This window comes from Streptomyces sp. NBC_00433 (genome assembly GCA_036015235.1).
Taxonomy (GTDB): Bacteria; Actinomycetota; Actinomycetes; order Streptomycetales; family Streptomycetaceae; genus Actinacidiphila.
This window is the reverse complement of the sequence record CP107926.1, coordinates 8,381,603-8,403,795: the sequence shown is the minus strand read 5'-3', so window position 1 is coordinate 8,403,795 and position 22,193 is coordinate 8,381,603. Positions and strand designations below refer to the sequence as shown.

Here is a 22,193-nt window from a genome sequence, read left to right as displayed (position 1 = left end):
TGTCCGCTCGGCGGCCCTCAGCCGCTCAGTGCTGTGCCGCCGCCGTGCCGAGGAGCGGCGGCCAGATGGACCCCCACCCGCTTGACCAGCAGGGCCATCTCGTATGCCACCTGCCCGACGTCGGAGTCCGCGTCGGCCAGCACCGCGAGGCAGCTGCCGTCGCCGGCCGCCGTGACGAACAGGAACGCGTCGTCCAGTTCGACGATGGTCTGCCGCACCTGGCCGGCGTCGAAGTGCCTGCCGACGCCCTTGGCCAGGCTGTGGAAACCGGAGGCGACCGCCGCCAGGTGCTCCGAGTCCTCTCGCGTCAGGCCGTCCGATGCGCCGGTGGCCAGGCCGTCCCCGGACAGCACCAGAGCCTTGCGGATACTGGCGACCCGCGTGACCAGGTCGTCCAGGAGCCAGCTCAGCTCACGTGTCGGGCTCGATGCTGCAGTCATCGACCGTTCCCCTCAGGTGTCGTTCTCGGTGCTGTCGTCGATGGGTCGTCGTCGGGTGCGGCCGCGCCTTCCGGCTCGGCCTCCGCCGCCTGCCGGCCGCGCTGCCAGCCGCGCTGGATCGCGGACATCCGGTCGCGTACCTCGTCGGCGGACCGCTCCCGGCCGCCGTCACGCTCCTTGTCGGCCGAGCCGGACCGCGCTGCCGCCTCGGCCCGCAACTGCGGTGCCAGACTGGCCTGTCTGACCCGCCGGGGCAGCACGACGCCGCCGTCCGCACTGTCCCCGGCCGGATCCGGTGCCGCGCCGGGCGCCTCCTGCCGCTCCTGCTGTTCCTGCCGCGGGCGCGGCAGCGACGGTACGGCCGTCACGGCGCGCGGCACCTGCGCCGCCGCACGGGGCCGGCGGCGGGGCAGCGGCAGCGGTTCCGCGGGCGCCTGCTCGTCGGCACCGGGGCCGCCGGCCGGCTCCTGCGGGTCGTCGAGCGCGTCGAGGCCCCGGGCGAAGGCCGCGGTCAGCGGCTCCTCCTGGTGCGGGGCGTGCTCCTTGTGCCGCTCGCCGCCGATGTCGTCCACGCCTTCGAGACCCCACTGCCGGAACGTGTGCTCGGTGTCGCCCGCCGCGTCGAGGCCGCGCGGCTGCGAGGCCCCGGGCAGCGGGGTGCCGCCGGTGTCCTCGCCGGTGTCGCTGAGCAGCGTCTCGGGGATCATGACGACCGCGGTGGTGCCGCCGTAGGCCGACTGCCGCAGCGAGACCCGCACGTTGTGCCGCCGGGCAAGCCGGCTGACCACGAACAGGCCGAGCCGGTCGGTGTCCGACAGCTCGAACTCGGGTGTCTCGGCGAGCCGCAGGTTCGCTTCGAGCAGCGCGTCGGGCGTCAGGCCCAGGCCGCGGTCGTCGATCTCCAGCACGAACCCGTTGGCGACCGGCTCGCCGTGCACCTTCACGGTGGTGTGCGGCGGCGAGAAGACCGCGGCGTTCTCGATGAGTTCGGCGAGCAGGTGGGTGAGGTCGGCGACCGCGGCGCCGGCGACCGCCAGCCGCGGCAGCCGGCGTACCTCGATCCGCTCGTAGTCCTCGACCTCGGCGATCGCGGCCCGGACCACGTCCATCAGCTGCACGGGCTTGCGCCACTGCCGGGACGGGGCCGCGCCGGAGAGGATGACCAGGCCCTCGGCGTGCCGGCGCATACGGGTGGTCATGTGGTCGAGCCGGAAGAGGTCGGCCAGCTCCTCACTGTCCTCGGCGCGGCGCTCCATCGCGTCCAGCAGGGTCAGCTGGCGGTGCAGCAGCACCTGGCTGCGGCGGGCGAGGTTGACGAAGACCTCGGAGACGCCCTTGCGCAGGTCGTTCTGCCGGACGGTGGCCTCCACGACGGCCCGCTGGAGGGTGTTGAGCGCCTTGCCGACGTGGCCGATCTCGTCGTCGGCGTACTCCAGCCGCGGCACCTCGGTCTCGACGTCGATCGTCTCGCCTGCCGCCAGCCGCCGCATGACCCGCGGCAGCCGGGTGCCCGAGACCTCCTGGGCCTCCCGGCGCAGCCCGGTCAGGTCCCTGATCAGGCCGCGGCCGACGCGTACCGAGACGAACAGCGAGGAGACCACCGCGATCAGGCCGATGCCGATGACCAGGGCCGCCCTCACGACGTCGGCGGTCCCGACCGGCCGCTTGTCGGTGAGCTGGTTGTCGGTGGCGGCGCCGAGCCGGCCCAGGTCGTCCATCGTGGTCGCGGCGAGTCCGGGCCAGGACAGGTGGGCCGCGACGATCGGCGCGTGCGACACACCGCCGGCGATCACCGCGTCCTCGGCGGAGCGCAGCGACTTGCCGTTGCCGTCCTTCCAGTACGTGTCGTAGGGCGCGCGCTCCTCGTCGGACAGCTGCCACAGGCTGCCGTCGTAGTAGTTGCGCTGCTCGGCCACCGCGAAGGTGAAGGCCCGCAGTTCGCTGTCGCTGATGTGCCCGGTGCTGATCGCGGCGGCCATCAGCGCGTCCTCGCGGCTGACCTCGTCGCGGGCCCGGTCGAGCTGGACGGCCGAGTGGTGCTCGGCGTCCAGCGTGAGGTCGTTGTGCGGGTTGAGCGAGTCGAAGAGCTGGAAGGCCGGCTCGGTCATCGCGTTGTACGCCTCGTAGACGTCGCTGCGGCTGATCCGGCCGTCGTCGGCGCGCTGCCGGAGCGTGGTGAGGCCCTCGACGGTGCTGAGGAAGGTGTCCAGCCGGGTGCCGGCCTCGGTCTGCAACGCGCCGCGCACGCCCGAGGCGGCGATACGGGTGCGCATCTTCGCGATCGACGCGTCGGTGACCTGCTGCTGCTTGTTGTAGCCGATCCTGGCCTGCGAATCCCGGGTGTTGGCCACGTAGATCATCGCGGCCCTGCGCTCCTGCTGGAGGCTCTGGACCGCGTCCTCGCCCGGGTAGCCGACGTTGTCGAGCACCCGCTGGACATCGGGCCGGTGCAGCAGCGGACGGCTGGTCACGATGGCGCCGAAGGCCCAGATGAAGGTCAGTGACACCAGAGGGATCAGCAGCAGCGCCACGATCTTCCGGCGGATCGTCGTACCGCGAAAGCTCATGGCCTCCCCAACGTCTCCCCCGCGAGGGGGCGTCTGTCTCGTTTAAACGGCGTGAGCCTACTACCGCCTCAGCGGTAACTCGAAAGTATGTCGGGGGGTTGGGCAGGTCTGCGGCGAAACGTACCCCGGAATGCACCTGGAGGATTCGGGGCAGCCACTCTTCATGGACTTAGAACAGCGGACCGTCTGGGTGGAAGAGGCCGGCGCCAGGCCGCGGTTGGCCGACCCCGTCCGGGCCGCCGCGGTACGGGCGGGTCTGACAGCCGCGGCCGCCCTGGTGCAGGGGGTCACCGACACCGTGCTCGCCCTCGGACACTCGTGGCTGTCGGCGCCGCTGCTGCTGACCACGGTGCTGACGTCGGTCGTCGCCACCTGGGCGGTGCTCGACGTGTGGGTGACCCGGCAGGTGTGGAATCAGCGCAACGGGGTGGTGTCCAGCCCGAGCAGCGCCGCCAGGACCCTGCGCCGGGAGCGGCGCAGGGCGCGGCGGGCGGCCCGCGCCGCCCGGGCGCGGCCGGCCCGGCGGCACGAACCGCGGCACATGGGGGTGTGAGGGGTCAGCGGGCGGCGGGACGGGACTGCGGTACGGGCTTCGGTCCCGCCTCCGTCCCTGGTCCCGGCCCTGGTCCCGGCCCTGGTACGGCGTCGGGTCCGGTGTCCGGCGCGGTTTGTGGCGCCGCTGCCTGCGGTGCCGCTTCCGGCGGGCGGCGGAACATCCTGGTGGCGGTGATCTCGCCGTGCACCTGCTCGCCCTGCGGGTCGGGCACCGGGAGGCCGGGCCTGAGGTGCTCCTCGACGCTGATGTATTTCAGGCCGGCCCGCAGATCCGCGTCATTGCGCAGCCTGACCACGAGCGGGAATTCGGCCAGCGCGGTCGTGTCGAAAAGCCCGGTGGTGTAGATGAGCTGCACACCGAGCGCGTCGGCCACGGCCCGTTGCAGCTCCAGCAGATAGGTGGCGTTCGCACGCCCGATCGGATTGTCGAGGAAGAGCGTGCCCGCGTGCCGCTGCCGGTCCCTGCCGCGGTCGTTGCTCCGCAGCGCGGCCATCGTGCAGTAGAGCGCGATGGCGGCGGTGAGCAGCTGGCCGCCGGAGAAGACGTCGCCCATCTGGCCGACGGGGACCCGCTCGGCGCGCAGCACCGCGTCGGGCTTGAGGATCTCCACCGCGATACCGCGCGGCTGGAGCGCCGCGCCGACACCGCGCAGCAGCAGCGACATCCCGTCCCGCCGCAGGTCGGAATTCTTCCGCAGCGCCGACCTGGTGGCCTCGTCGATGACCTCGCCGAGGCGCTCGGTGAGCACCGCCTGGTCGGGGTCCTCGAAGCGGATCCGGAGGAATTCCTGCCCCGACCACTCGCCGAGGCCCTCGGGCAGCCGGGACAGCCGCTGGGCCGAGCGCAGGGTGGCCAGCGCGGACTCCACCAGGCCGCGCAGCCGGTCCACGATGATGTCCCGGTTGCGCTCCAACTGGCCCAGCTCGTCGGTCAGCACCCGCAGCCGGGGGGCGAAGGCCGCGGCCCACGCCGCCGCGTGCTCGGGCAGCGCGGCGCCGGGCAGCTCCCTGATCTGCTGTCTGGCCGGTGTCCTGACCTGCTCGAAGCGGACCGCGTTGGCATGCCTGACCAGGACGTCGGCGGACTCCCGCAGCTGCGTCTCGGCGGCCGACAGGTCGGCGGCGCAGCCGCGCAGGCCGCGCCGGGCCTCGGCGGCGGCCTGCCTGGCCGCCTCCTGACTGCCCGGATACGGCTGCGGCTCCTCCTCGTCGGGGTGCTGCTGCGGCCCGCCGTCCCGCAGCAGGTCGCGCAGCAGCGCGGCGGTCTCGTCGAAGCCGCCCGCCGCTTCCTCGGCGGCCCGGTGCGCGGCGACCAGGTCGGCGTGGGCCGCGGTGGCCTGCTCCAGGGCCTCGCTACGGGTGGCGACCTCGGTGGTGGCCGCGCGGAGCAGTTCCTGCGCGTGGTCGGCGTCGCGCGGCCGCAAGGCCTCGGGCAGCTCGGTGTGGTGCGGTGCGCCGCCGGGCGGAGCGAGGCGCTCCGCCTCGCCGCGCAGCCGGCCCAGCTGCTCGCTGGCGGCGGACGCGCGGGACTCCAGGGTCTGGACGAGCGCTTCCGCGCGGCCCGCCGCGGCCTGCCGGGACGGGCCGTCGGAGCCGTCGGGCCCTTCGAGCAGCTGGGCGGCACGGCTGCGCACCTTGTTGGTGAGCCGGTCGAGCTCGACCAGGGCGGCATTCTCGGTGCTCTCCGCCCGCGCCTGCTCGGCCCGCAGGTCGGCGCCGACGCCGACCTTCTCGTAGACCTCGGAGGCGGCGCGGTAGGCCTCGCGCAGCGCGGGCAGCGAGGTGGCGCTGTCGCCGTCCGCTGCGGCCGCCGTGCCGTCGTCGGGGGCGCCGGCGATCTCGGCCCGCTCGGCGCGCAGGACGCGGGCGGTGCGGCGGGCGTCGTCCGAGGCGCGCTGGGCGGCCCTGCGGTCCTCGTCGGCGGCGCGGGCCTGCGCCAGGCAGGCCTCGGCGCGGGCCTCCGCCTCGGCGGCGTCGGCGGTCAGCTCGCGGGCCCTGCGCTGCCAGTTGGCCCGCTCCCGCAGCCGGTGGGCGAGCCCGGCCAGCGCGTCGGCGCTGCGGCGGGCCTGCTCGGCGGCGGCCCTGCGGGTGTCGCTGTCCTGTGCGGCCTCCGCGGCGACGGCCTCCGCCTCGGCGCGGGCGGCGCGCGCGTCGGCCAGCTCCGCGCGGGTGCGCTCGACGGTCTCCCTGGCGGCCGCGGCCTCCGCGGCCAGTTCCGCGAGCCGTCCCTGCGGGCAGGCGGCACGCCAGGAGGCGAGCCGGGCCGCGAGCGTACGGTCGTGGGCGAGGCGGGCCGCGAGCGCCCTGATCTCCTCCTCGCGGGCGGTCGCCCTGGCCCGCAGCGCCCGGCGCTCACCGTCCGCCGCGGATTCGTCGTGCATCGCCGGGTTCGGCGGTACGAGGAAGACGTCCGGCTCGGTGCCGGCCGACGGCGGCGGGGCGAGCAGCGCGGCGGCGGTGCCGACGGCCACGGTGGAGCGCGGCAGCAGGGCCGCCTGCGCCAGCGCTTCCCTGGCCCGCTGGTAGGTCCCCGGCTCGGTCACCACGACCCCGTCGACCAGCTCGGGCCTGGCGGCGAGCACCACGGCGTGGTCCACCGGGTCCACGGCCTGCGCCAGATAGCGCCACCCGGGCAGCGCCGGAATGCCGTGCTCGCCCAGATACTCGACGGTGGCCAGCACGTCGGGCCCGGGCGGCAGCAGGCCCCCGTCGCCGAGCGCCCCGAGAATCCGCGCGTCGTCCGCGGCGGCGGTCCGCAGGTCGAACAGCTGCCGCTCGGCGGCGGCCACGGCGCTGTCGAGCAACTCCCGCAGCGGCTCGGCGAATTCGTCCAGCCTGCCGGGGCTGATCCCGCCGTCCTGGCCCGCGCCGGGCCCGGGGCGGGTGCCCGGCGTGCGGGAGCCGGCGCGGACGCCGGACGGACCGTCGGGGGCCGATTCGGCGCCTTCGCCGACGCCGGCGGGACCGTCAGGGGCGCTTGCCCGCCGGGCGCCCGAGGCGCCCGCTTCGGTGGGGCCCGAGGCCTGGTCACCGGCGGCCGGGCGGGGGGTGGGGAGGCTGAGGAGGGCGGTGAGGCGGGGGTCGGTGGTCAGGGAGGTGGCGGACAGCGTCGACGCGGACAGGGCGGATTGCGCGGTGGACAGGGCGTCGGCGGCGCGGGCCGCGGCCAGTTCCGCGCGGGATTCGGCCGCCGCGGCGTCCCGGGCGCGGGCGGCCGTGGTGCGGGCGGTGTCTGCGGCGGCGCGGAACAGCGCGGCGGCCGAGTCCTCCGCGTCGGCGGCGGCGAGCGCCGCGCGTGCGGGGTCGGCGTTGGGCGCGGAGTCGTCGAGCCAGCCGGACCGTACGGCCTCGGCGGTCTCCTGCTCGACCTCGGCCAGCCGCTGCGCGAGGTGCCCGGTCTCGCTGCGGGCGCGCTGCGCCTCGGTGGCGGCGGCGGTCGCGTCGCGGTGCGCGGTCTCCGACCGGGCCTGGAGCCGCGCCGAGCGCTCCTCCTCCTCGTCGGCCTGCCCTTCCGCGCGGGCGGCGGCGCCGTGCAGCGCGCGGACCAGCTCGGCGGCGGCCGTGGTGCGGGCGGCGAGCGCGGGGGCGGCGTCCCGCTCGGCCTCGCGGATGGCCGCGCTGACCCGTTGCAGCCTGTCCCCCGCGGCCCGCTGCCGCAGGACGGTCTCGGCGGCCTGCCAGGCGGCGTGCAGGGTGCGCGCGTCGCCCAACTCGCGGCGCAGCGCCGCCGCGCCCTTGTCCGCCGCCGCCAGCGCCAGCGACGCGTGCCGGTAGGCGATCTCGGCCGCGGTCAGCGCGCTGCCCGCGCGGGCCTGCTCGGCGTCGGTGACGGCGTGCGCGGCCCGCGCCATGTCCTGGGCGATCTCGCCGGTCCTGGCGCGCTCCTGCTGCGCGCGGGCCGACAGCCGCCTGGCCAGCGCGCGGGTGCGGCGCTCGGACTGTGCGTGCACGGCACGCGCCCGGTCGCGGGCCTCGGCGCCCTCGACGATACGTCCCAGCAGGTCGAGGGAACCCGCGGTGAAGTCGCGCTCCGCGGTCAGCTCCGCCCGGCGGCCGAGCTTGCCCGCGAAGCCGTGGACGAGGTCGGCGAGACCGTCGGTGTCACGGGTGTCGGTGACCGCGCGCAGCAGCAGGTCGGTGAAGTCGGAGTCCTTCTTGACCGCGAAAAGGCCCGCGGCCTCGCCCTCGTCGGCGTTCATCTCCCGCTGGTAGCGGAACAGTTCGGGGTCGAGGCCCAGGTCGCCGAGGTGTTCGTTCCACCGGTCGTGGATCTCCTCCCACACCACGTCGAGGTTCGGATACGCCTTGCCCGCCTCGGTCAGCGCGTCCCTGAAGCCCTTCATGGTGCGGCGCCTGCCGCGCGCCCCCGAGGCGCCCTCGACCGGCGGGCGTACGGCCGTGGACTCGGCGACCGGCAGCGAGTCCAGGCTCATCCCGGGCCCGGGCCGGAAGGAATACCAGGCCTCGGCGAATTTCCGCGGGTCGGCCGACACCTGCCGGCCGCGCCACTCGCTGACCTTGCCGGCCACGACCAGCTCGCCGGTGACGGTGTGCTGCCACTCCAGCGCCACATGCCCGCAGTCCTCGGCCAGCAGGAATTTGCGCAACACACCGGAGCTGGCGCCGCCCAGCGTGTTGCGGTGCCCGGGCAGCATCACCGAGAAGATCAGCTTGAGCAAGACGGACTTGCCGCCGCCGTTCTCCAGGAAGAGCACTCCCGCGGGGGCGGGGCGGCGCGGCGGCCCGGCCGGCTCGTCCGCGAAGAAGTCGCCCTGCGCCGGTGCGGGCTGCGGCACCGGTTCGCCGACGCCCCGCAGGTCGAGCACCGTGTCGGCGTAACGCGCGCCGGCGGGCCCGATGGAGTAGAGGCGGAGTCGGGAAAGCTCGTACATGCGGCGGACTCTCGTGGCTGGGTGGAGGAGGTGGGCTCGGGCGGGGGGGTCAGGCGGAGGCGTGGAAGGGCAGGCCCGCGTCGGCGACCAGGTCCGCGCCGTCGTCGGAGGCGGCCGCGGGCAGCAGGCTCGCGGTGCCGTCGGTGACCGGCACGACGCCGAGGTCGAGCAGCTCGGCCATCGCCGCGCTGCCCGCCATGTCGCGCACCTGGAGCTGGTAGCGGGCGGTGGTGCGGTACGTGCCGCCGGACTCGTCACCGGTGCGCTGGAGGAAGCCGGAGTCGACGAGGAAGGCGACGGCCTTGCCGATGATGCCGGTGGTGGAGCCGGCCAGCCGCCGGGCGTCCTTGGTCGCCCCGGTGGCGGTACGCCGGGCGTAGACCCGCCAGGCCGCCTCGAGTCCGGGCGCGTCGCTGGCCGGGTCGGTGTTCTCGCCCGTCTCGTCGGCGCGCTCCTCCAGCCGGCGGCACGCCTGGCGGACGAAGGCGTCCACCCCGTTGACGGTGATCCGGCCGATGTAGCCGTCGTCGGCGAGGTCTTCGGGGCGCGGGAAGGCCAGCGCGGCGGCTGCCAGGTGCGCCAGGCCGTGCAGGAACCTGTCCCCGGCGTCGGAGGCGGCCCTGCGGGCGTAGTCGCCCATGCGGACGGCGAAGACCGAGTCCTCGCCCGCGGCGACGGCCATGCCGGCCCGCGGCGACACTTCGAGCACGACCAGGCCGAGCCCGGCGGCGACCGCGTCGGCGATCCGGGCGAAGCCGGGGTCCTCGCGGTGGCGTCTGACCAGCTCGGCATATTCCGCGTCCCTGGCGGGCAGCAGCTTCGGCTGGAGGCCGAAGCCGACCAGGCGGGCGGCGTCGGCGACATCGCCGGCGGTCAGGGCCGCGGCGCCGTCCCTGCGGGCTTCGCGGGCGCCGTCGCCGGCTTCCGCGTCGTCGTCGCGGTGGTCGCTCACGTCGTTCTCTCTTTCGGGTCCGCGGGGCGGGCGGCGAGGCGGGCGGTGCCCAGGATCAGGTCGGCGCCGCCGAAGTCGGGGTCGTCCAGCTCGGTGCCGTCGTCCACGGCGAAGAGCACCTGCGGCTCGCCCTGCCGCATCGCGGTGCCGACCGGCGGCGAGGCGGAGTGCAGCGCCAGCAGCGCGACCAGGTAGGGCAGATCGGGGTCCCTGCGGCGGGCCTCCGCGAGCAGCCCGGACAGCCGGCGCGGCGCGTCGTGCGGCAGGTCGAGCAGGTCGAGGGCGGACTCCAGCTGCTCGTCGGAGAAGCGGCTGTCGTCGGGGGTGGCGACCAGGTCCGGCTCGGGCATCTCCGCGCCCAGGTGGTCCCTTTCGACCGGCGGGGTCAGCAGCAGGTCGACCAGGTCGGTGACCCGGACCGCGGAAGGGGTGCGCAGGCCGGCGCCGCGGGCGAAGAAGGCGTCGGTCACCCGCGAGGCCCGCTCCACCGGCAGCGGCAGCAGCGGGGCGACCAGCTGGCCGTAGAGGTCGAGTCCCGCGCGGGCGGGCGGCGCCGCGAAGGCCTGCCGGTCCTGCTCGGCACGGAAGAGCGGCCCGGCCTCCAGCAGCCGGGACTGCAGCTGGGTGTGCCGCCGGATGCAGTCCTTGACGATGTCGACCAGCTCGGCGGCGCGCCGCTTGTGCTCGGGCTCCTCCGCCTCGTCGCGCGCCTTGCGGATGTTGGTCAGGATCGCGTTCTCATGGCGGTAGCGGTCGGCGACGTGGTCGAGGGCTTCGGCGATCATGTCGGGGACCTGCCGCAGCCAGTCCACCGCCCGTACGTTGCGCCGGGTCGCCTCCAGGGTGCGGCGCAGCGTCTCGGCGTACTGGACCGTGCGGTAGCGGGCCTGCTCGGCGGCGAGTTGGGCGTCGGCGAGCCTGCCGCGGCTGATCAGCACCTCCAGCTTGACCTCGGCGGCGATCTGGGCGCTGGTGACGTCGGTGTCGAGCGCGCCCACCAGCACGTTGACCGCCTCGTCGGTGGTGCGCAGGTAGACGCTGCCGCCGGGGCCCGGCACCTCCTCGATCAACTTGAAGTCGTAGTCGCGCCGCACATAGGCGCCGTCCGCGGCGAACGTGCCGTAGACGGCGCGGAATCCGCGGTCGGCGCTGCCGACATTGATCAGGTTCTCCAGCACCCAGCGGGCGACCCGCTCGTGCTCCGGGTGGCCGCGGCCCGGGGCCTGCGCGGCGACCCGGGGCAGCAGTCTGGCCACTATCTGGTCGTGGTCGGCGCCGGTGTCGAAGTCCATGTTGAGCGTGACCAGGTCGATCGCGGCGAGCGCGACCTCCGCCATCGCGTACACCGAATACTCGCCCGCGAGGTTGGCCTTGCGGACGTCCAGGTCGTGCAGCGGCGCGGTGCAGGCGAGTGCCTTGAGCCGGCGGGCCAGGCCCTCGTCGGCGGCGGGGCCCGGGGCCGGCCGGGCGGCGCCCGGCAGGGGATACGGGACTGTGGTGGTCACGCCCCACACATTAGGCGGTGCCACCGACAACGAACGAAACGGCACGGATCGGCACGGGGCGGGCACGCGTTGTCGGTGCGGGGTGCCATGATCGGGACACGGGAATCCTACGGCACCGGTGGACACGACGGGCGGATCAGCATGGCGGACGCGGACGGCGGGACAGCCGGCGTCGAGGTCGTCGACCTCAACGCCGATCTCGGCGAGGGCTTCGGGCGCTGGCACCTCACCGACGACGACGCGCTGCTCTCCGTCGTCACCAGCGCGAATGTCGCCTGCGGCTTCCACGCGGGCGATCCCGCGACGATGCGGCGGGTGTGCGAGCGGGCCGCCGCGGGCGGGGTGCGGATCGGGGCGCAGGTCTCCTACCGCGACCTGGCGGGCTTCGGGCGGCGGTCGATGGACGTGCCGCCGGCGGAGCTGGCCGCCGAAGTCGCCTACCAGATCGGCGCGCTGGAGGTCTTCGCGCACGCGGCCGGTGCGTCCGTGGCCTATGTGAAACCGCACGGCGCGCTGTACAACCGGGCGGTGCACGACGCGGAGCAGGCAGCCGCCGTCGTCGAGGGCGTCGTGCTGGCCGGCCGGCTGCCCGTCCTGGGCCTGCCCGGCTCGCAGTTGCTGGCCGCCGCCACCGGCGCCGGGCTCCGCGCGGTGACCGAGGCCTTCGCCGACCGCGCCTACACCGCCCAGGGCACCCTGGTGCCGCGCCGCGAGCCCGGCGCGGTGGTGGACGAGCCGGACCTGGTGGTGGAGCGGGCGGTGCGGATCGCCTCAGGCGGCGGGGTGACGGCGGCGGACGGGACGCGGGTGGGCGTCGCGGCGCGCTCGCTGTGCGTCCACGGCGACACGCCGGGCGCCGCGCGACTCGCCGCCCGGGTGCGGCAGGCGCTTGAGGCGGCCGGGCTGCGGGTGGCGGCGTTCGCATGAAGTGCCGGGTGCTGGCCATGGGCCGCGGTGCCGTGCTGGTCGAGACCGAGGACGGCGAGCGTGCGCAGGCGCTGCACGCCGAGCTGCTGCGGCGGCGCGAGGCCGGCGAATTGCCCGGGGTGCGGGAGATCGTGCCGGCCGCGCGCACCGTCCTGGTCGCCGGCCTGACCGACCCCCGCGCCTTCGCCGCCGCGGTGTCCGGCTGGGACGTGCCCCCGGTCGAGCCGGGCCGGGCCGAACTGCGCGAGGTGCCCGTGCGCTTCGACGGCCCCGACGTCGCGGAGGTCGCCGCGCTGTGGTCGGTGTCCCCCGCCGAACTGCCCGGCATCGTCACGGCGACCCCCTTCCGCGTCGCCTTCTGCGGCTTCGCCCCGGGCTTCGCCTACCTGACCGGCCTCCCCGCCGCCCGCCACGTCCCCCGCCGCCCGACCCCGCGCACCGCGGTCCCGCCGGGCTCGCTGGCCCTGGCCGGCCCCTACGCGGGCCTCTACCCGAGGTCGTCACCCGGCGGCTGGCAGCTGATCGGCACGACGGACGCTCCGCTGTGGGACCCCGGCCGCGAGCCGGCCGCGCTGCTCTCCCCCGGCACCGAGGTGCGCTTCGTCCTGGCGGACCGGTGAGGCGGGTCGCGGGCCCGCGGGGCGCGGGGGCCCGGCGGGTGTACGTGCCGGGGTGCGTCTCCGGCGCGACGGCGGCAATTGCGGTGCCCGCGGCGGGCGTTCCGCTCGCGGGCGGCGAGCCGGTGGCGGCGGCGTTCGTGCCGTTTCGAGGTCCGCGCTCGGGCCCTGCCCGGACCACCGCCGGGCCGGCGGGGCGCGGGACGGTGGCGGTTCAGGGGCTGCCGGGCCCGGGTGCGTACGGGCCGGGGGGTGTGCGGTGAGCGGGGCTGTGCTGCGAGTGGTGAGGGCCGGGGCCCTGACGACCGTGCAGGACCTGGGGCGGCCCGGGTTCGCGCATCTCGGGGTGCCGCGGTCCGGGGCGTTGGACCTGCCGGCCCACCGGTTGGCGAATCGGCTGGTCGGCAACAGCGAGCGGGCCGCCGGGCTGGAGACGACCGTGTCCGGGTGCGCGCTGCGGGCCTCGCGGACGGTGGTGGTCGCGGTCACGGGCGCGGGCTGTCCGGTACGGGTCGACGCCCGCCCCGCGGCCTGGGGTGCGCCCGTGGTCGTGCCGGGCGGTGCGGTGCTGGACGTCGGGGCGGCCGCGGTCGGGCTGCGCAGTTACGTCGCCGTGGCCGGCGGGCTCGCCGTCGACGCGGCGCTGGGCAGCCGGGCCACCGACCTGCTCTCCGGGCTCGGCCCGGCGCCGCTCGCCGACGGCGACGAGCTGCCCGTCGGGCCGGACCGGGGCAGCGGCATGGCGGCGGACGTCGTGCCGTACGGCTCGGCCGGTGCGGAGCTGGTGCTGCCGTTCCTGCCCGGACCGCGGGACGACTGGTTCGCCCCCGGCTCCCTGCGCGCCCTGGTCACCGGGCACTACACCGTCTCCCCCGCCTCCAACCGGATCGGCCTGCGCGTCCAGGGCCCCGCGCTGAGCCGGGCCCCCGGGCGGGACGGCGAGCTGCCCAGCGAGGGCATGCTGCCGGGTGCCGTCCAAGTGCCGCCGGACGGCCGCCCGGTCGTCTTCCTCGCCGACCATCCCACCACCGGGGGCTACCCGGTGATCGGCGTCGTGCCCGAGGAGTCGCTGCCCGCCGCGGCCCAGTCCGCGCCCGGCACCAGGATCCGCTTCGTGGCGCTGCGGTCCGGCCGGCCCGTGCTGTGAAGCGGCCCCGGCGGTGGGGCGTTCAGCCCCAGTGACTCCAGGGCCGCCACCGTCGCCTCGCGGGCGGCGTGGTCCAGCAGCGGCGCGGTGCCGCGGGCGGCGTGCCGGTATTCGTCGGCGGCCAGCCGCAGCAGGTCGGGCAGCAGGTCCGTGCACCGGTCCGCGATCCACTTCGTGCCGCGCGTCGCCATCCACCACACCGACGCGGCGCGGCCGGGCGGCGGCCCGTCCGGGTCCAGCCGCGGCGGGGGCCCGACCGACAGGCCCGCGCCGGCCAGCAGGGCGTGGAAGTCGCTCGCCAGCATCCGGTGCCCGGCCTCGCTCGGATGCAGCCGGTCCGCGCTGAGCGCTCCCGGGCTCGTCGCCCAGGGCCGCTGGGCGGCATGGAGGTGCAGGGCGCCGTGGTGGGCGGACAGCGCGTGGACGGCGTCGTTCAGCGCGGTCATCCTGCGGCCCAGCGGGCGGGCGAGGGGCCAGGGCAGGCCCAGGACGGTGCCGGGGTCGGGCAGGCACGCGGTGAGCACGTGGGCGCCGGAGGCGCGCAGGGCGCCAAGGGCGGTGTGCAGCTCGGCTGCCACGGTGTGGACGTCGAAGCCGCCGCGGAGGGTGTCGTTGCCGCCGACCATCACCGAGGCGAGGTGCGGGCGGTGCCGCAGGGCGGCGGTGAGCTGGCTGCCCGCCACGTCGCCCGTGCGGGCGCCGCTGCGGGCGAGGTTCAGGAGGTCGGCGGTCGGGGCGAGGCTCTCCGCCAGCAGTGCGGCCCAGCCCCGCCACCCGCCTCCCGGCGCGGGGTCGCCGACTCCCTCGCTGAGCGAGTCCCCCAGGACGGCGAACCGCACCCCGTTCTCACTCACGGGGTTCCTCCCCTCCTGCGGGGCGCCGTGCCGGCGGCTCGAATCCCACGGTCGCGCTTGCCGCGGTGGTGCTTGTCGCGCGGTTCCTCGCGACCGGGGGGCTTCCGCCGGCGGCACACGACGGTGCGTCGTGGCTTGTCGCGCCGCTCCCCGCGCCCCCGAGGGGGTACCACTTGCCCAGACGACGCCGCTGCCGCGCCGTGGGGGCCGGGCACACACTCCCCCCGGCGGCACACGACGGTGCGTCGTGGCTTGTCGCGCCGCTCCCCGCGCCCCCGAGGGGCTCCCCCCGGCGGCAGGCGACGGTCCGTCGGGGCTGGGGGCGCCGGTCCTGCGGGACTGGAGGGGTGGGGGTCATCGGGGGGAGCCGGTGGGGGTGGGGAGGGCGTGGGCTGTGAGGAAGGCGGAGACTGCGGCCGGCCAGGTGTAGAGCTCGGCGCGGCGGCGGGCGCGGGCGCGGCGGACGGGGGCCGGCACCGTGAGGAGGGTGCGGATCGCGGCCGCGTACTCCTCGGGGGTGCCGGCCGCCGCGCCGGCCGGGCCGATGAGCGCGGGCAGCGCGGAGCGGGCGCTGGCCACCACGGGCGTGCCGCAGGCGAGCGCTTCGAGGGCGGCGAGCCCGAAGGTCTCGACGGGGCCGGGGGCCAGGGCGATGTCGGCGGTCGCCAGGAGGGCCGCGAGGTCGTCGCGCCGCCCGACGTGGCCGAGGAAGGTCACGGGCAGCCGGTTCGCCCTGGCGTGGGTGGTGAGCCGGGTGCGCAGCGGCCCGTCGCCGGCGACGACCAGTGCGGCGTCGACCCCTGTGCGGCGCAGCCGCGCCAGCGCGTCGAGAGCGTCGTCGGGCCGCTTCTCGGGGCTGAGCCGGGAGCACAGCACGAGCATGACGGCGGCGCCGTGCGCGTACCTCTCCCGCAGCGAGGCGTCGTGGTGGCCGGGGTGCAGCCCGGCGAGGTCGACACCGAGCGGGGCGCGGACGACGTTGCGTGCCCCGATCCGCTCGAATTCGGCCGCCGCCCAGGCCGTCGTGCACACGACCCGGGTGTAGGCGTGCGCGGTACGCCGGTTGAGGGCGTCGGCGGTGCGGCGGGCGGCCCCCGCCGGGAGGCCCCAGGTGCCGAGGACGCCGTCGGCGCTCTCGTGGGAGACCATCACGGCGGGCACCCGGTGGCGCCTGGCCCACTCGCCGGTCCAGCGCAGGGTGGTGCGGTCGGAGACTTCGAGCCGGTCGGGGGCGAGCCGTTCGAGCAGCGCGGCGACGGGTGCGCGGCGGGCCAGTACGCGGTAGCCGCCGGTGCCGGGGATCTCGGGGCCCGGCAGGGTGATGACCCGGCCCTGTGCGGTGTGCTCGTCGGACGCCTCGGGGCCGGGGATGACCAGGACGGGTTCGTGGCCGGCGGCCGCGTACCCCTCGCCGAGGTGGCGCAGCGCGGTGCGCAGGCCGCCGGAGACGGGGGTGACGAAATTCGCCACCCGGACGATGCGCAGGCCGGCGGCGCTCACGCGGCGGCCGCCGCTCGCTCGCCGAGGACCTGGTCGTAGTGGCCGAGCAGCTGGTCGCCGACGGCTTCCCAGCTGCGTTCCGCGACGGCCGCGCGGGCGGCGGCGCCGTAGCGGAGGCGCAGCCGCGGGTCGGCGTGCAGCAGCCGGACGGCGGTCCGCACCGCCAGGTCGTCGCCGGGCGGGACGAGCAGGCCGGTCCTGCCGTGGTCGACCAGGTCGAGGGGGCCGCCCGCGGCGGGGGCGACCACCGGGATGCCGCTGGCCATGGCCTCCTGGACGGTCTGGCAGAAGGTCTCGAAGGGGCCGGTGTGGCAGAAGACGTCGAGCGAGGCGTAGATGCGGGCGAGGTCGTCCCCGGTCCTGCGGCCGAGGAAGACCGCGCGCGGCAGCGCCTGGCGCAGCCCGGCGGCGCTGGGGCCGTCGCCGACCACGACGACGCGCACACCGGGCAGTTCGCTGGTGCCGGCCAGTATCTCGACGTGCTTCTCGGCGGCGAGCCGGCCGACGTATCCGACGATCAGCTCTCCGCGCGGGGCGAGTTCGCGGCGCAGCGCCTCGTCGCGGCGGGCGGGGTGGAAGCGGACCGAGTCGACGCCGCGCGGCCACAGGTGGACCCTGGGCACGCCCTGGTCGGCGAGTGCGGCGGCCGAGGCGGTGGAGGGGGCGAGGGTGCGGGCGGCGGCGGTGTGGACGGCGCGGATACGGCGCCAGGCGGCGGCCTCGCCGGCGTTCAGGTAGGTCTTGGCGTAGCCGGCCAGGTCGGTCTGGTAGACGGCGACCGCCGGTATGCGCAGCCGGGTGGCGGCGGCCAGGCCCCGTACCCCGAGGACGAACGGGCTGGCCAGGTGGACGATGTCGGCGCGGTGCGCGGCGATGGCGGCGGCGGTGCGGCGGCCGGGCAGCGCGACGCGCACCTGGGGGTAGCCGGGCAGCGGCAGGGAGGGGACGCGGACGACGGGGCAGGGGTCGTCGGCGTCCTGGTCGTGCGGGCCCGCGGGCGCGACGACCATCGGCTCGTGGCCGCGGCGGGCGAGGTGTTCGGCCGTGCGCAGGGCGCAGTGGGCCACTCCGTTGACGTCGGGTGGGAAGGACTCGGTGACGATGGCGACTCTCATACGGACGTTGTCGCCGCGCCGGACGTTGTCAGGGCCACGAGGATCTTTCCCGAAGGGGAACGCCCCATGAGCGTTGGACCGCGCTCATGCCCCCCTGCCTGGACATCCGCGACGGAACGCCCCCTTCCGCCCCAGCGGCCCCAGGGCGTGCCGTCCGGCGCTCCGGGGCGGCGCCCGGCCCGCCGGCCGGCGACGGGCGCCGCGGCGGGCCCCGGGGGTCAGCGGGAGGTGCCGCCGGAGCTGAGGCGGCCGCGGACGGCGGTCTGGACCTCGGCCTCTTCGGCGGGGTCGGCGGCCAGCCGGCGCAGTTGGGTCAGCACCCGGACGTCGCCGGAGGTGGCGCGGTGCGCGGCCAGTTCGCGGGTGGCCTCCTCGCAGTCCCACAGGCACTCGACGGCGAAGCCGGCCGCGAAGCCGGGGTCGGCGAGCGCGAGGGCGCGGGCGGCGGTGCCGCGCAGCTGGGAGGAGGACGTCTCGCGGTAGAGGTGCCGCAGCAGGGGTGCGGCGCGACAGGCGGCGAGCCGTCCGACGCCCTCGACGAGCGGGTCGAGCCCTTCCGCGTCGGCGCCGCCCGACTGGACGGTGCGGCGCAGTGCGGCCAGGACGAGGTCGGCGTCGCCGGGGCCGCCGTGGCAGGCGAGCATCCGGGCCGCGGCGGCGCCGAGCGGGTCGGTGCGTACGGCCCAGTCGCGGGCGCGGGCCATGGCGGCGTCGTCGTGCATGCGCGCGAAGGACTCGACGGCGGCGCGCACCACGCGCTCGTCCACTGCCTCGGCGGCGGTCTCGATCAGGTCGAGGCACCGCGGGTCGCGGCGGTCGCCGAGGTGCCGCAGGGCGGCGGCGCGGGCGGCGGACGGGCCGCGCCGGGCGGCGTCCAGCAGCGCGGGGCGGTCCTCGGGGCCGGCGACGGCGGCCAGGCAGCGGGCGGCGGACTGGTCCCGCTCGACGCCGGGGTGGGCGTCGAGGCCCTGCTGCGCCCATTCGAGGACGGCGCCGACGCTCCATCCCGGGGTGGGTCCCGTCGAGCGCATCTGGCGCTGCCAGCGGTCGAAGCTGACCTGTTCGGTGGCCTGCCTGACCCTTTCCGCGGTGGCGGGCTGCGAGCCGTCCTCGGCCCACAGCTGCCAGGGGCGGGGTTCGTAGGCCTCGCGGACCGCCCGAGCGAGGGCGGCGTCGCCCTCCGGGGTGCGCGGGAAGCGGGCGACCACGGAGGGGCCGAGCGAGCGCAGCCCGGCCTCGCCGTCGCGTACGGCCAGTTCGTCCAGCGCCCATTCCCAGCAGCCGCCGGTGGCGGCGTAGCGGCGCAGCAGGTGCAGTGCGTCCCTGCGGCCGTATCCCGCCAGGTGGCCGAGGACGGACAGGGCCAGGCCGCAGCGGTGCTCGTCGGCCAGGATCAGGTCGTCGGGGTGGAAGAGGTGCTGTTCGATCCCGTCGAGCGGGCCTTCCAGGTCGGAGTAGAGCCGCGCGTAATAGAGGGAGCGCGACTCGACCCGCCAGTCGAGCCGGGGGTCGCGCAGCACGCAGTGCTCCAGGGCGGCGAGTGCGTCGGCCCGCGGCGCCGCGAGGGCATGCAGGGGACCGTCTCCGCGCCCCCGCTGGAGGAGGCCGAGAAGGGTGCCGCTGGGCGCTATGTCTGGGTCGAACATGAGGTCAGCATCCGGTGCGGGGGGTTCCATGGCAACGGGATTTCCGCTGCTGATGCCCGGCATCCTTACCGGCCACCGGACATTTCACACCTGGTGGTCGGAGCGGACCCCGTGGGGGCGGGCGGCGGCAGCCTACCGACTCGGGGGCGCGATGTCGCTTCGGGAGCTGCTCGCACGCGGAGGCTAGGGTGGCTCCCGGGCGTCGCACGGGCGGCCGGAGGGCGGCGGTTCGGCGGCCGGAAACCCGCTGGGCTCTCGGCATATGCCGCGAGCACCACCGGATCGGGTATCGCGGAAACCCTTACGACCCATCGCTCCCTGTGCAACAGTCGTTACCGGTCCTTCCCGTCCGCCACGGCCGTCGAGAGCTGCCAGCAGACACCTTCGGAGTGCGTCATGCCGTCCCCCACGCACGCGGATCACACCGCCGCGCAACCGCCGGACCCCGGTACGGTGGACGCGCTGATCTCCCAGGCGCGCCAGCTCAGGACCCGGGTCGACGCGGTGCTGCGGGACAGCGACACCGCCGGGGACCCGCAGCTGCGCTGGCAACGCGCGCTCTGCGACCTGGCCGTGCACCAGCTGGACGACCTGGGCACCCACCTCGGGCAGCTCAGGGACGGCCTGGACCCCGCCGACCTGCCCTCCGGCGGGCTGCTGCTGCTCGACGTGCCGCTGCAGCCGACCGGGCCCGACGCGGCCGCGGTGGGCGCGCTGGGCCGGGCCGGCAGCGCGCAGTGGGATCTGCTCACCGACGGGGCGCTGTGGTCGGACGAGCTCTACCGCATCTTCGGCCGCTCCCCAGAGGACGGCCCGCTCACCCTGGACGAGCTGCCGTCCTGGCTGTTCGCCGAGGACCAGGCGGTGCTCACCGCGATGGTGACCGGCTGCCTGGTGGACGGGCGGCCGATCGACGGCGAGTTCCGTATCGTGCGCGCGGACGGCTCCGTGCGCACCGTGCACATGGTCGGCGAGCCGGTGCTCGGCGCCGACGGCGGCACCGAGTCGATGTGGGCGGTGCTGCGGGACGTCAGCGACCTGCGGCGCAGCCAGCGGACGCTGCGGGAGACCAGGGAGTCGCTGCAGCGGCAGCGGCAGATCGCGCAGACCGAGCGGCGTATGGCGGTCGAGCTGCAGGAGGCCGTGCTGCCGCCGTGGCGCGGCGCCCAGCGCTTCCCGCTGGACGGGGGGCCGACCACGATGGACCTGGCGGCGCACTATCTGCCGTCCGCGACCAGCGCCCTGATCGGCGGCGACTGGTACGACGCGATGCAGCTGCCGGACGGGGCCTCGTTACTCACCGTCGGCGATCTCACCGGCCACGGTGTGACCGCCACGTCCGGCATGGCGATGCTGCTGGGCGCCCTGCGCGGAATGGCCGTCGCCGGCCTCCAGCCCGGCCCGCTGATGGGCTGGCTCAACGAACTGCTCGACACCTCCCCGCAGCCCGCCCTCGGCAGCGCCCTGTGCTGCCGGTACGAACCGGCCACCCGGGTGCTGCACTGGTCGCAGGCGGGCCACCCCGCCCCGCTGCTCTTCCGCAACGGGACAGGGCGGTCCCTCGATCCGCCGGACGGGGTCCTGCTCGGCGCCACCTCGGGCGCGCAATACACCCAGGCACGCGAGCAGCTGGCACCCGGCGACCTGCTGGTGCTGCACACCGACGGCCTGGCGCCGCGCCGCGTCCTTGTCGACACGTCGACAGGCACGGCGGAAACCGAGGCCGGTGTGCACCGGCTGCTGGCCATGGCCCCGCTCTTCGCCGCCGCCAGGACCGCACAGGACTGCGTACGGCTGGTGGCGGAGGAGTTCGGCACACCGGACCGCGAGGACGACGCCTGCGTCCTGATCGCCAGGATCCTCTGAAGGTCCGCTGACCGCCGCTGCCGACCACGCTGTCGACAGCTGCTGACCGACCCGTTCGGCGGCGACGGCGGCATGCCCTACGGCGGCCGCCCGATGCCGGGCGCGGGCCCGCGAGGGGCGCGGCTCAGACCTCGCGGTAGCGCGGGGCGCCTCCCGTCCTCTTCCGTCCGGGCAGGGTCGACTCGATCTCCTCGCGCAGGTCCTGGATCCGGGTGTAGTCGGAGTAGCGCCCGGTGAGGCGGTACATCTCGCGCAGCCGGTCCCACGTGCGGTGCGAGGAGGTCTGGCCGATGGTCAGCAGCGCCATCCGGGCGTAGCGGTCGGCCTGCTCCGGGTCGTCGGCGATGAAGCAGGCCGAGGCCAGCGACAGGTAGTCGAAGATCATCGACCGCTCGTGGCCCGAGGTGCGCAGCGAGATCGCCTGCTTGGCGTGCAGCTGGGCCTGCGCGGCGGCCGCCGGTTCGTGCTCGGCCAGCGTGCGGTAGGCCAGCGCCTGCATGCCGTGCATGTCGGCCTCGTCGAAATTCTGCATCCAGCTCGGCGGGGGCACGTCGCCCTTGTCCGACACGAACAGCTCCTCGGCCTCGCCGAGGGTCCGCCGCATCGCCTGGCCGCGCCCCAGCGAGGCCTGCGCCCACGCCTCGATGGTGTGGAGCATCGCGCGGGTGCGGGGCAGTGCGCGGTCGCCGGAGCCGGACGAGGCGAGCTGCATCAGGTCCAGCGCCTGCTCGGGCTTGCCGAGGTGCACCATCTGCCGGGCGGCCCTGGACAGCGCCTCGCCGGCGCGCGGCCGGTCGTCGCCTTCGCGGGCCGCGTGGGCGGCGATCAGGAAATACTTCTGGGCGGTGGGTTCGAGCCCGATGTCGTGCGACATCCAGCCGGCCAGGACCGCCAGGTTGGCCGCCACCCCCCACAGCCGGCGCTGCAGGTGCACCGAGTGCCGGTAGGAGAGCATGCCGCCCACCTCGTTGAGCTGGCCGACGACTGCCTTGCGCTGGAGTCCGCCGCCGCGGGCGGCGTCCCAGGCGCGGAAGACCTCGACCGAGCGCTCCAGCGACTCGATCTCCTGGGAGCCGACGGGGACCGCCTCGTAGCGGTCGTAGTCGGCCTGGTCGGCGTACAGCGGATGGTCGAGCCTGGGTGCGTCGGCCGCCAGGGCCGGGTCGGAGTGCAGCCATTCGTGCATGGCGCTGCTGATGACGGTTCCTGAGGCGAGCGCGGCGCCCGCGCCCACCAGACCGCGTCGGTTGAGCATGAGGTCCATTCCCGTGAATTCGGTGAGGACCGCGGCTGTTCTTTCCGGCGGCCACGGGAGGCCGTCTCCGGTCTGTCTCCTTCCCGTCTGCCGGCGCCGGTCGAACCCGAGATCCTCGATGGTCACGACACGGCCGAGACGCTCGGTGAACAGCGCGGCCAGCACTTTCGGCACGGGTTCGCGCGGCGACTCACCGGTGTCGATCCAGCGGCGGACCCGCGACGTGTCGGTCGCCAGCTGCGGGTGGCCCATGGCCGCCGCCTGCCGGTTGACCAGCCGCGCGAGTTCGCCCTTGGACCAGCCGGTGAGGCCGAACAGGTCCGCGAGTCGGGTGTTGGCCTCATTGCCCACGTCA

Annotated in this window: 15 protein-coding genes; 5 read left to right on the top strand and 10 right to left on the bottom strand. The window is 75.9% G+C overall.

Annotation, left to right across the window (positions count from 1 at the left end; all coding sequences use genetic code 11):
- Window positions 1–17 precede the first annotated feature (17 nt).
- Both OG900_36360 and OG900_36355 read right to left on the bottom strand, forming a co-directional pair.
- Complete coding sequence (locus tag OG900_36360) at window positions 18–440, bottom strand: roadblock/LC7 domain-containing protein (GenBank protein ID WUH95094.1); 423 nt, start codon at window positions 438–440, stop codon at window positions 18–20.
- On the bottom strand, window positions 437–3,007 hold the full coding sequence (locus OG900_36355; GenBank protein ID WUH95093.1) for a nitrate- and nitrite sensing domain-containing protein: 2,571 nt from the start codon (window positions 3,005–3,007) through the stop codon (window positions 437–439). Before OG900_36355 ends, OG900_36360 begins: the two co-directional genes overlap by 4 nt.
- A gap of 163 nt (window positions 3,008–3,170) precedes the next feature.
- On the opposite strand from OG900_36355, the gene OG900_36350 reads away from it, so the two are divergent.
- The gene (locus tag OG900_36350) at window positions 3,171–3,560 is read left to right on the top strand and encodes a hypothetical protein (GenBank protein WUH95092.1); all 390 of its coding nucleotides are present in this window, start codon (window positions 3,171–3,173) and stop codon (window positions 3,558–3,560) included.
- A gap of 4 nt (window positions 3,561–3,564) precedes the next feature.
- On the opposite strand, the gene OG900_36345 is transcribed toward OG900_36350, so the two are convergent.
- From OG900_36345 to OG900_36335, 3 genes are all read right to left on the bottom strand, one after another.
- Complete coding sequence (locus OG900_36345; protein ID WUH95091.1) at window positions 3,565–8,454, bottom strand: hypothetical protein; 4,890 nt, start codon at window positions 8,452–8,454, stop codon at window positions 3,565–3,567.
- Between the two features lie 49 nt (window positions 8,455–8,503).
- A complete protein-coding gene (locus OG900_36340; protein WUH96053.1) occupies window positions 8,504–9,331 on the bottom strand; it encodes a hypothetical protein in 828 nt (275 codons plus the stop codon).
- A 71-nt stretch (window positions 9,332–9,402) separates the two neighbouring features.
- Window positions 9,403–10,911 (bottom strand): hypothetical protein, encoded by a 1,509-nt coding sequence (locus OG900_36335; protein WUH95090.1) that lies wholly within the window; start codon window positions 10,909–10,911, stop codon window positions 9,403–9,405.
- 141 nt (window positions 10,912–11,052) lie between these two features.
- Here OG900_36335 and OG900_36330 point away from each other — a divergent pair, with 141 nt between their 5' ends.
- From OG900_36330 to OG900_36320, 3 genes are all read left to right on the top strand, one after another.
- Entirely contained in the window at window positions 11,053–11,838 is a 786-nt protein-coding gene (locus OG900_36330) for a LamB/YcsF family protein (protein WUH96052.1), read from the top strand.
- Window positions 11,835–12,458, top strand: a complete 624-nt coding sequence (locus OG900_36325) for an allophanate hydrolase subunit 1 (GenBank protein ID WUH95089.1) — start codon at window positions 11,835–11,837, stop codon at window positions 12,456–12,458. The genes OG900_36330 and OG900_36325 overlap by 4 nt, the downstream gene beginning before the upstream one ends.
- A gap of 256 nt (window positions 12,459–12,714) precedes the next feature.
- Window positions 12,715–13,602 (top strand): biotin-dependent carboxyltransferase family protein, encoded by an 888-nt coding sequence (locus OG900_36320; protein WUH95088.1) that lies wholly within the window; start codon window positions 12,715–12,717, stop codon window positions 13,600–13,602.
- Here OG900_36320 and OG900_36315 read toward each other — a convergent pair.
- The 4 genes from OG900_36315 to OG900_36300 form a co-directional block, all read right to left on the bottom strand.
- A complete protein-coding gene (locus OG900_36315; protein WUH95087.1) occupies window positions 13,491–14,456 on the bottom strand; it encodes an SGNH/GDSL hydrolase family protein in 966 nt (321 codons plus the stop codon). The two genes, OG900_36320 and OG900_36315, sit on opposite strands and share 112 nt — an antisense overlap.
- Window positions 14,457–14,810: 354 nt before the next feature.
- Window positions 14,811–15,956 (bottom strand): glycosyltransferase, encoded by a 1,146-nt coding sequence (locus OG900_36310; GenBank protein ID WUH95086.1) that lies wholly within the window; start codon window positions 15,954–15,956, stop codon window positions 14,811–14,813.
- Window positions 15,953–17,071, bottom strand: a complete 1,119-nt coding sequence (locus OG900_36305; protein ID WUH95085.1) for a glycosyltransferase family 1 protein — start codon at window positions 17,069–17,071, stop codon at window positions 15,953–15,955. The genes OG900_36310 and OG900_36305 overlap by 4 nt, the downstream gene beginning before the upstream one ends.
- A gap of 218 nt (window positions 17,072–17,289) precedes the next feature.
- Window positions 17,290–18,717, bottom strand: coding sequence for a HEAT repeat domain-containing protein (locus OG900_36300; protein ID WUH95084.1), 1,428 nt, complete (start codon window positions 18,715–18,717; stop codon window positions 17,290–17,292).
- Between the two features lie 396 nt (window positions 18,718–19,113).
- Here OG900_36300 and OG900_36295 point away from each other — a divergent pair, with 396 nt between their 5' ends.
- On the top strand, window positions 19,114–20,583 hold the full coding sequence (locus OG900_36295) for a SpoIIE family protein phosphatase (GenBank protein WUH95083.1): 1,470 nt from the start codon (window positions 19,114–19,116) through the stop codon (window positions 20,581–20,583).
- 124 nt (window positions 20,584–20,707) lie between these two features.
- Here OG900_36295 and OG900_36290 read toward each other — a convergent pair whose 3' ends face one another.
- On the bottom strand, window positions 20,708–22,189 hold the full coding sequence (locus OG900_36290) for a hypothetical protein (protein ID WUH95082.1): 1,482 nt from the start codon (window positions 22,187–22,189) through the stop codon (window positions 20,708–20,710).
- Window positions 22,190–22,193 lie beyond the last annotated feature (4 nt).

Bases quoted from the DNA above. Each gene is read 5' to 3' on its own strand.
- OG900_36360 (WUH95094.1), bottom strand. From the start codon at position 440: ATGACTGCAGCATCGAGCCCGACACGTGAGCTGAGCTGGCTCCTGGAC.
- OG900_36355 (WUH95093.1), bottom strand. From the start codon at position 3,007: ATGAGCTTTCGCGGTACGACGATCCGCCGGAAGATCGTGGCGCTGCTG.
- OG900_36350 (WUH95092.1), top strand. From the start codon at position 3,171: ATGGACTTAGAACAGCGGACCGTCTGGGTGGAAGAGGCCGGCGCCAGG.
- OG900_36345 (WUH95091.1), bottom strand. From the start codon at position 8,454: ATGTACGAGCTTTCCCGACTCCGCCTCTACTCCATCGGGCCCGCCGGC.
- OG900_36330 (WUH96052.1), top strand. From the start codon at position 11,053: ATGGCGGACGCGGACGGCGGGACAGCCGGCGTCGAGGTCGTCGACCTC.
- OG900_36325 (WUH95089.1), top strand. From the start codon at position 11,835: ATGAAGTGCCGGGTGCTGGCCATGGGCCGCGGTGCCGTGCTGGTCGAG.
- OG900_36305 (WUH95085.1), bottom strand. From the start codon at position 17,071: ATGAGAGTCGCCATCGTCACCGAGTCCTTCCCACCCGACGTCAACGGA.
- OG900_36300 (WUH95084.1), bottom strand. From the start codon at position 18,717: ATGTTCGACCCAGACATAGCGCCCAGCGGCACCCTTCTCGGCCTCCTC.
- OG900_36295 (WUH95083.1), top strand. From the start codon at position 19,114: ATGCCGTCCCCCACGCACGCGGATCACACCGCCGCGCAACCGCCGGAC.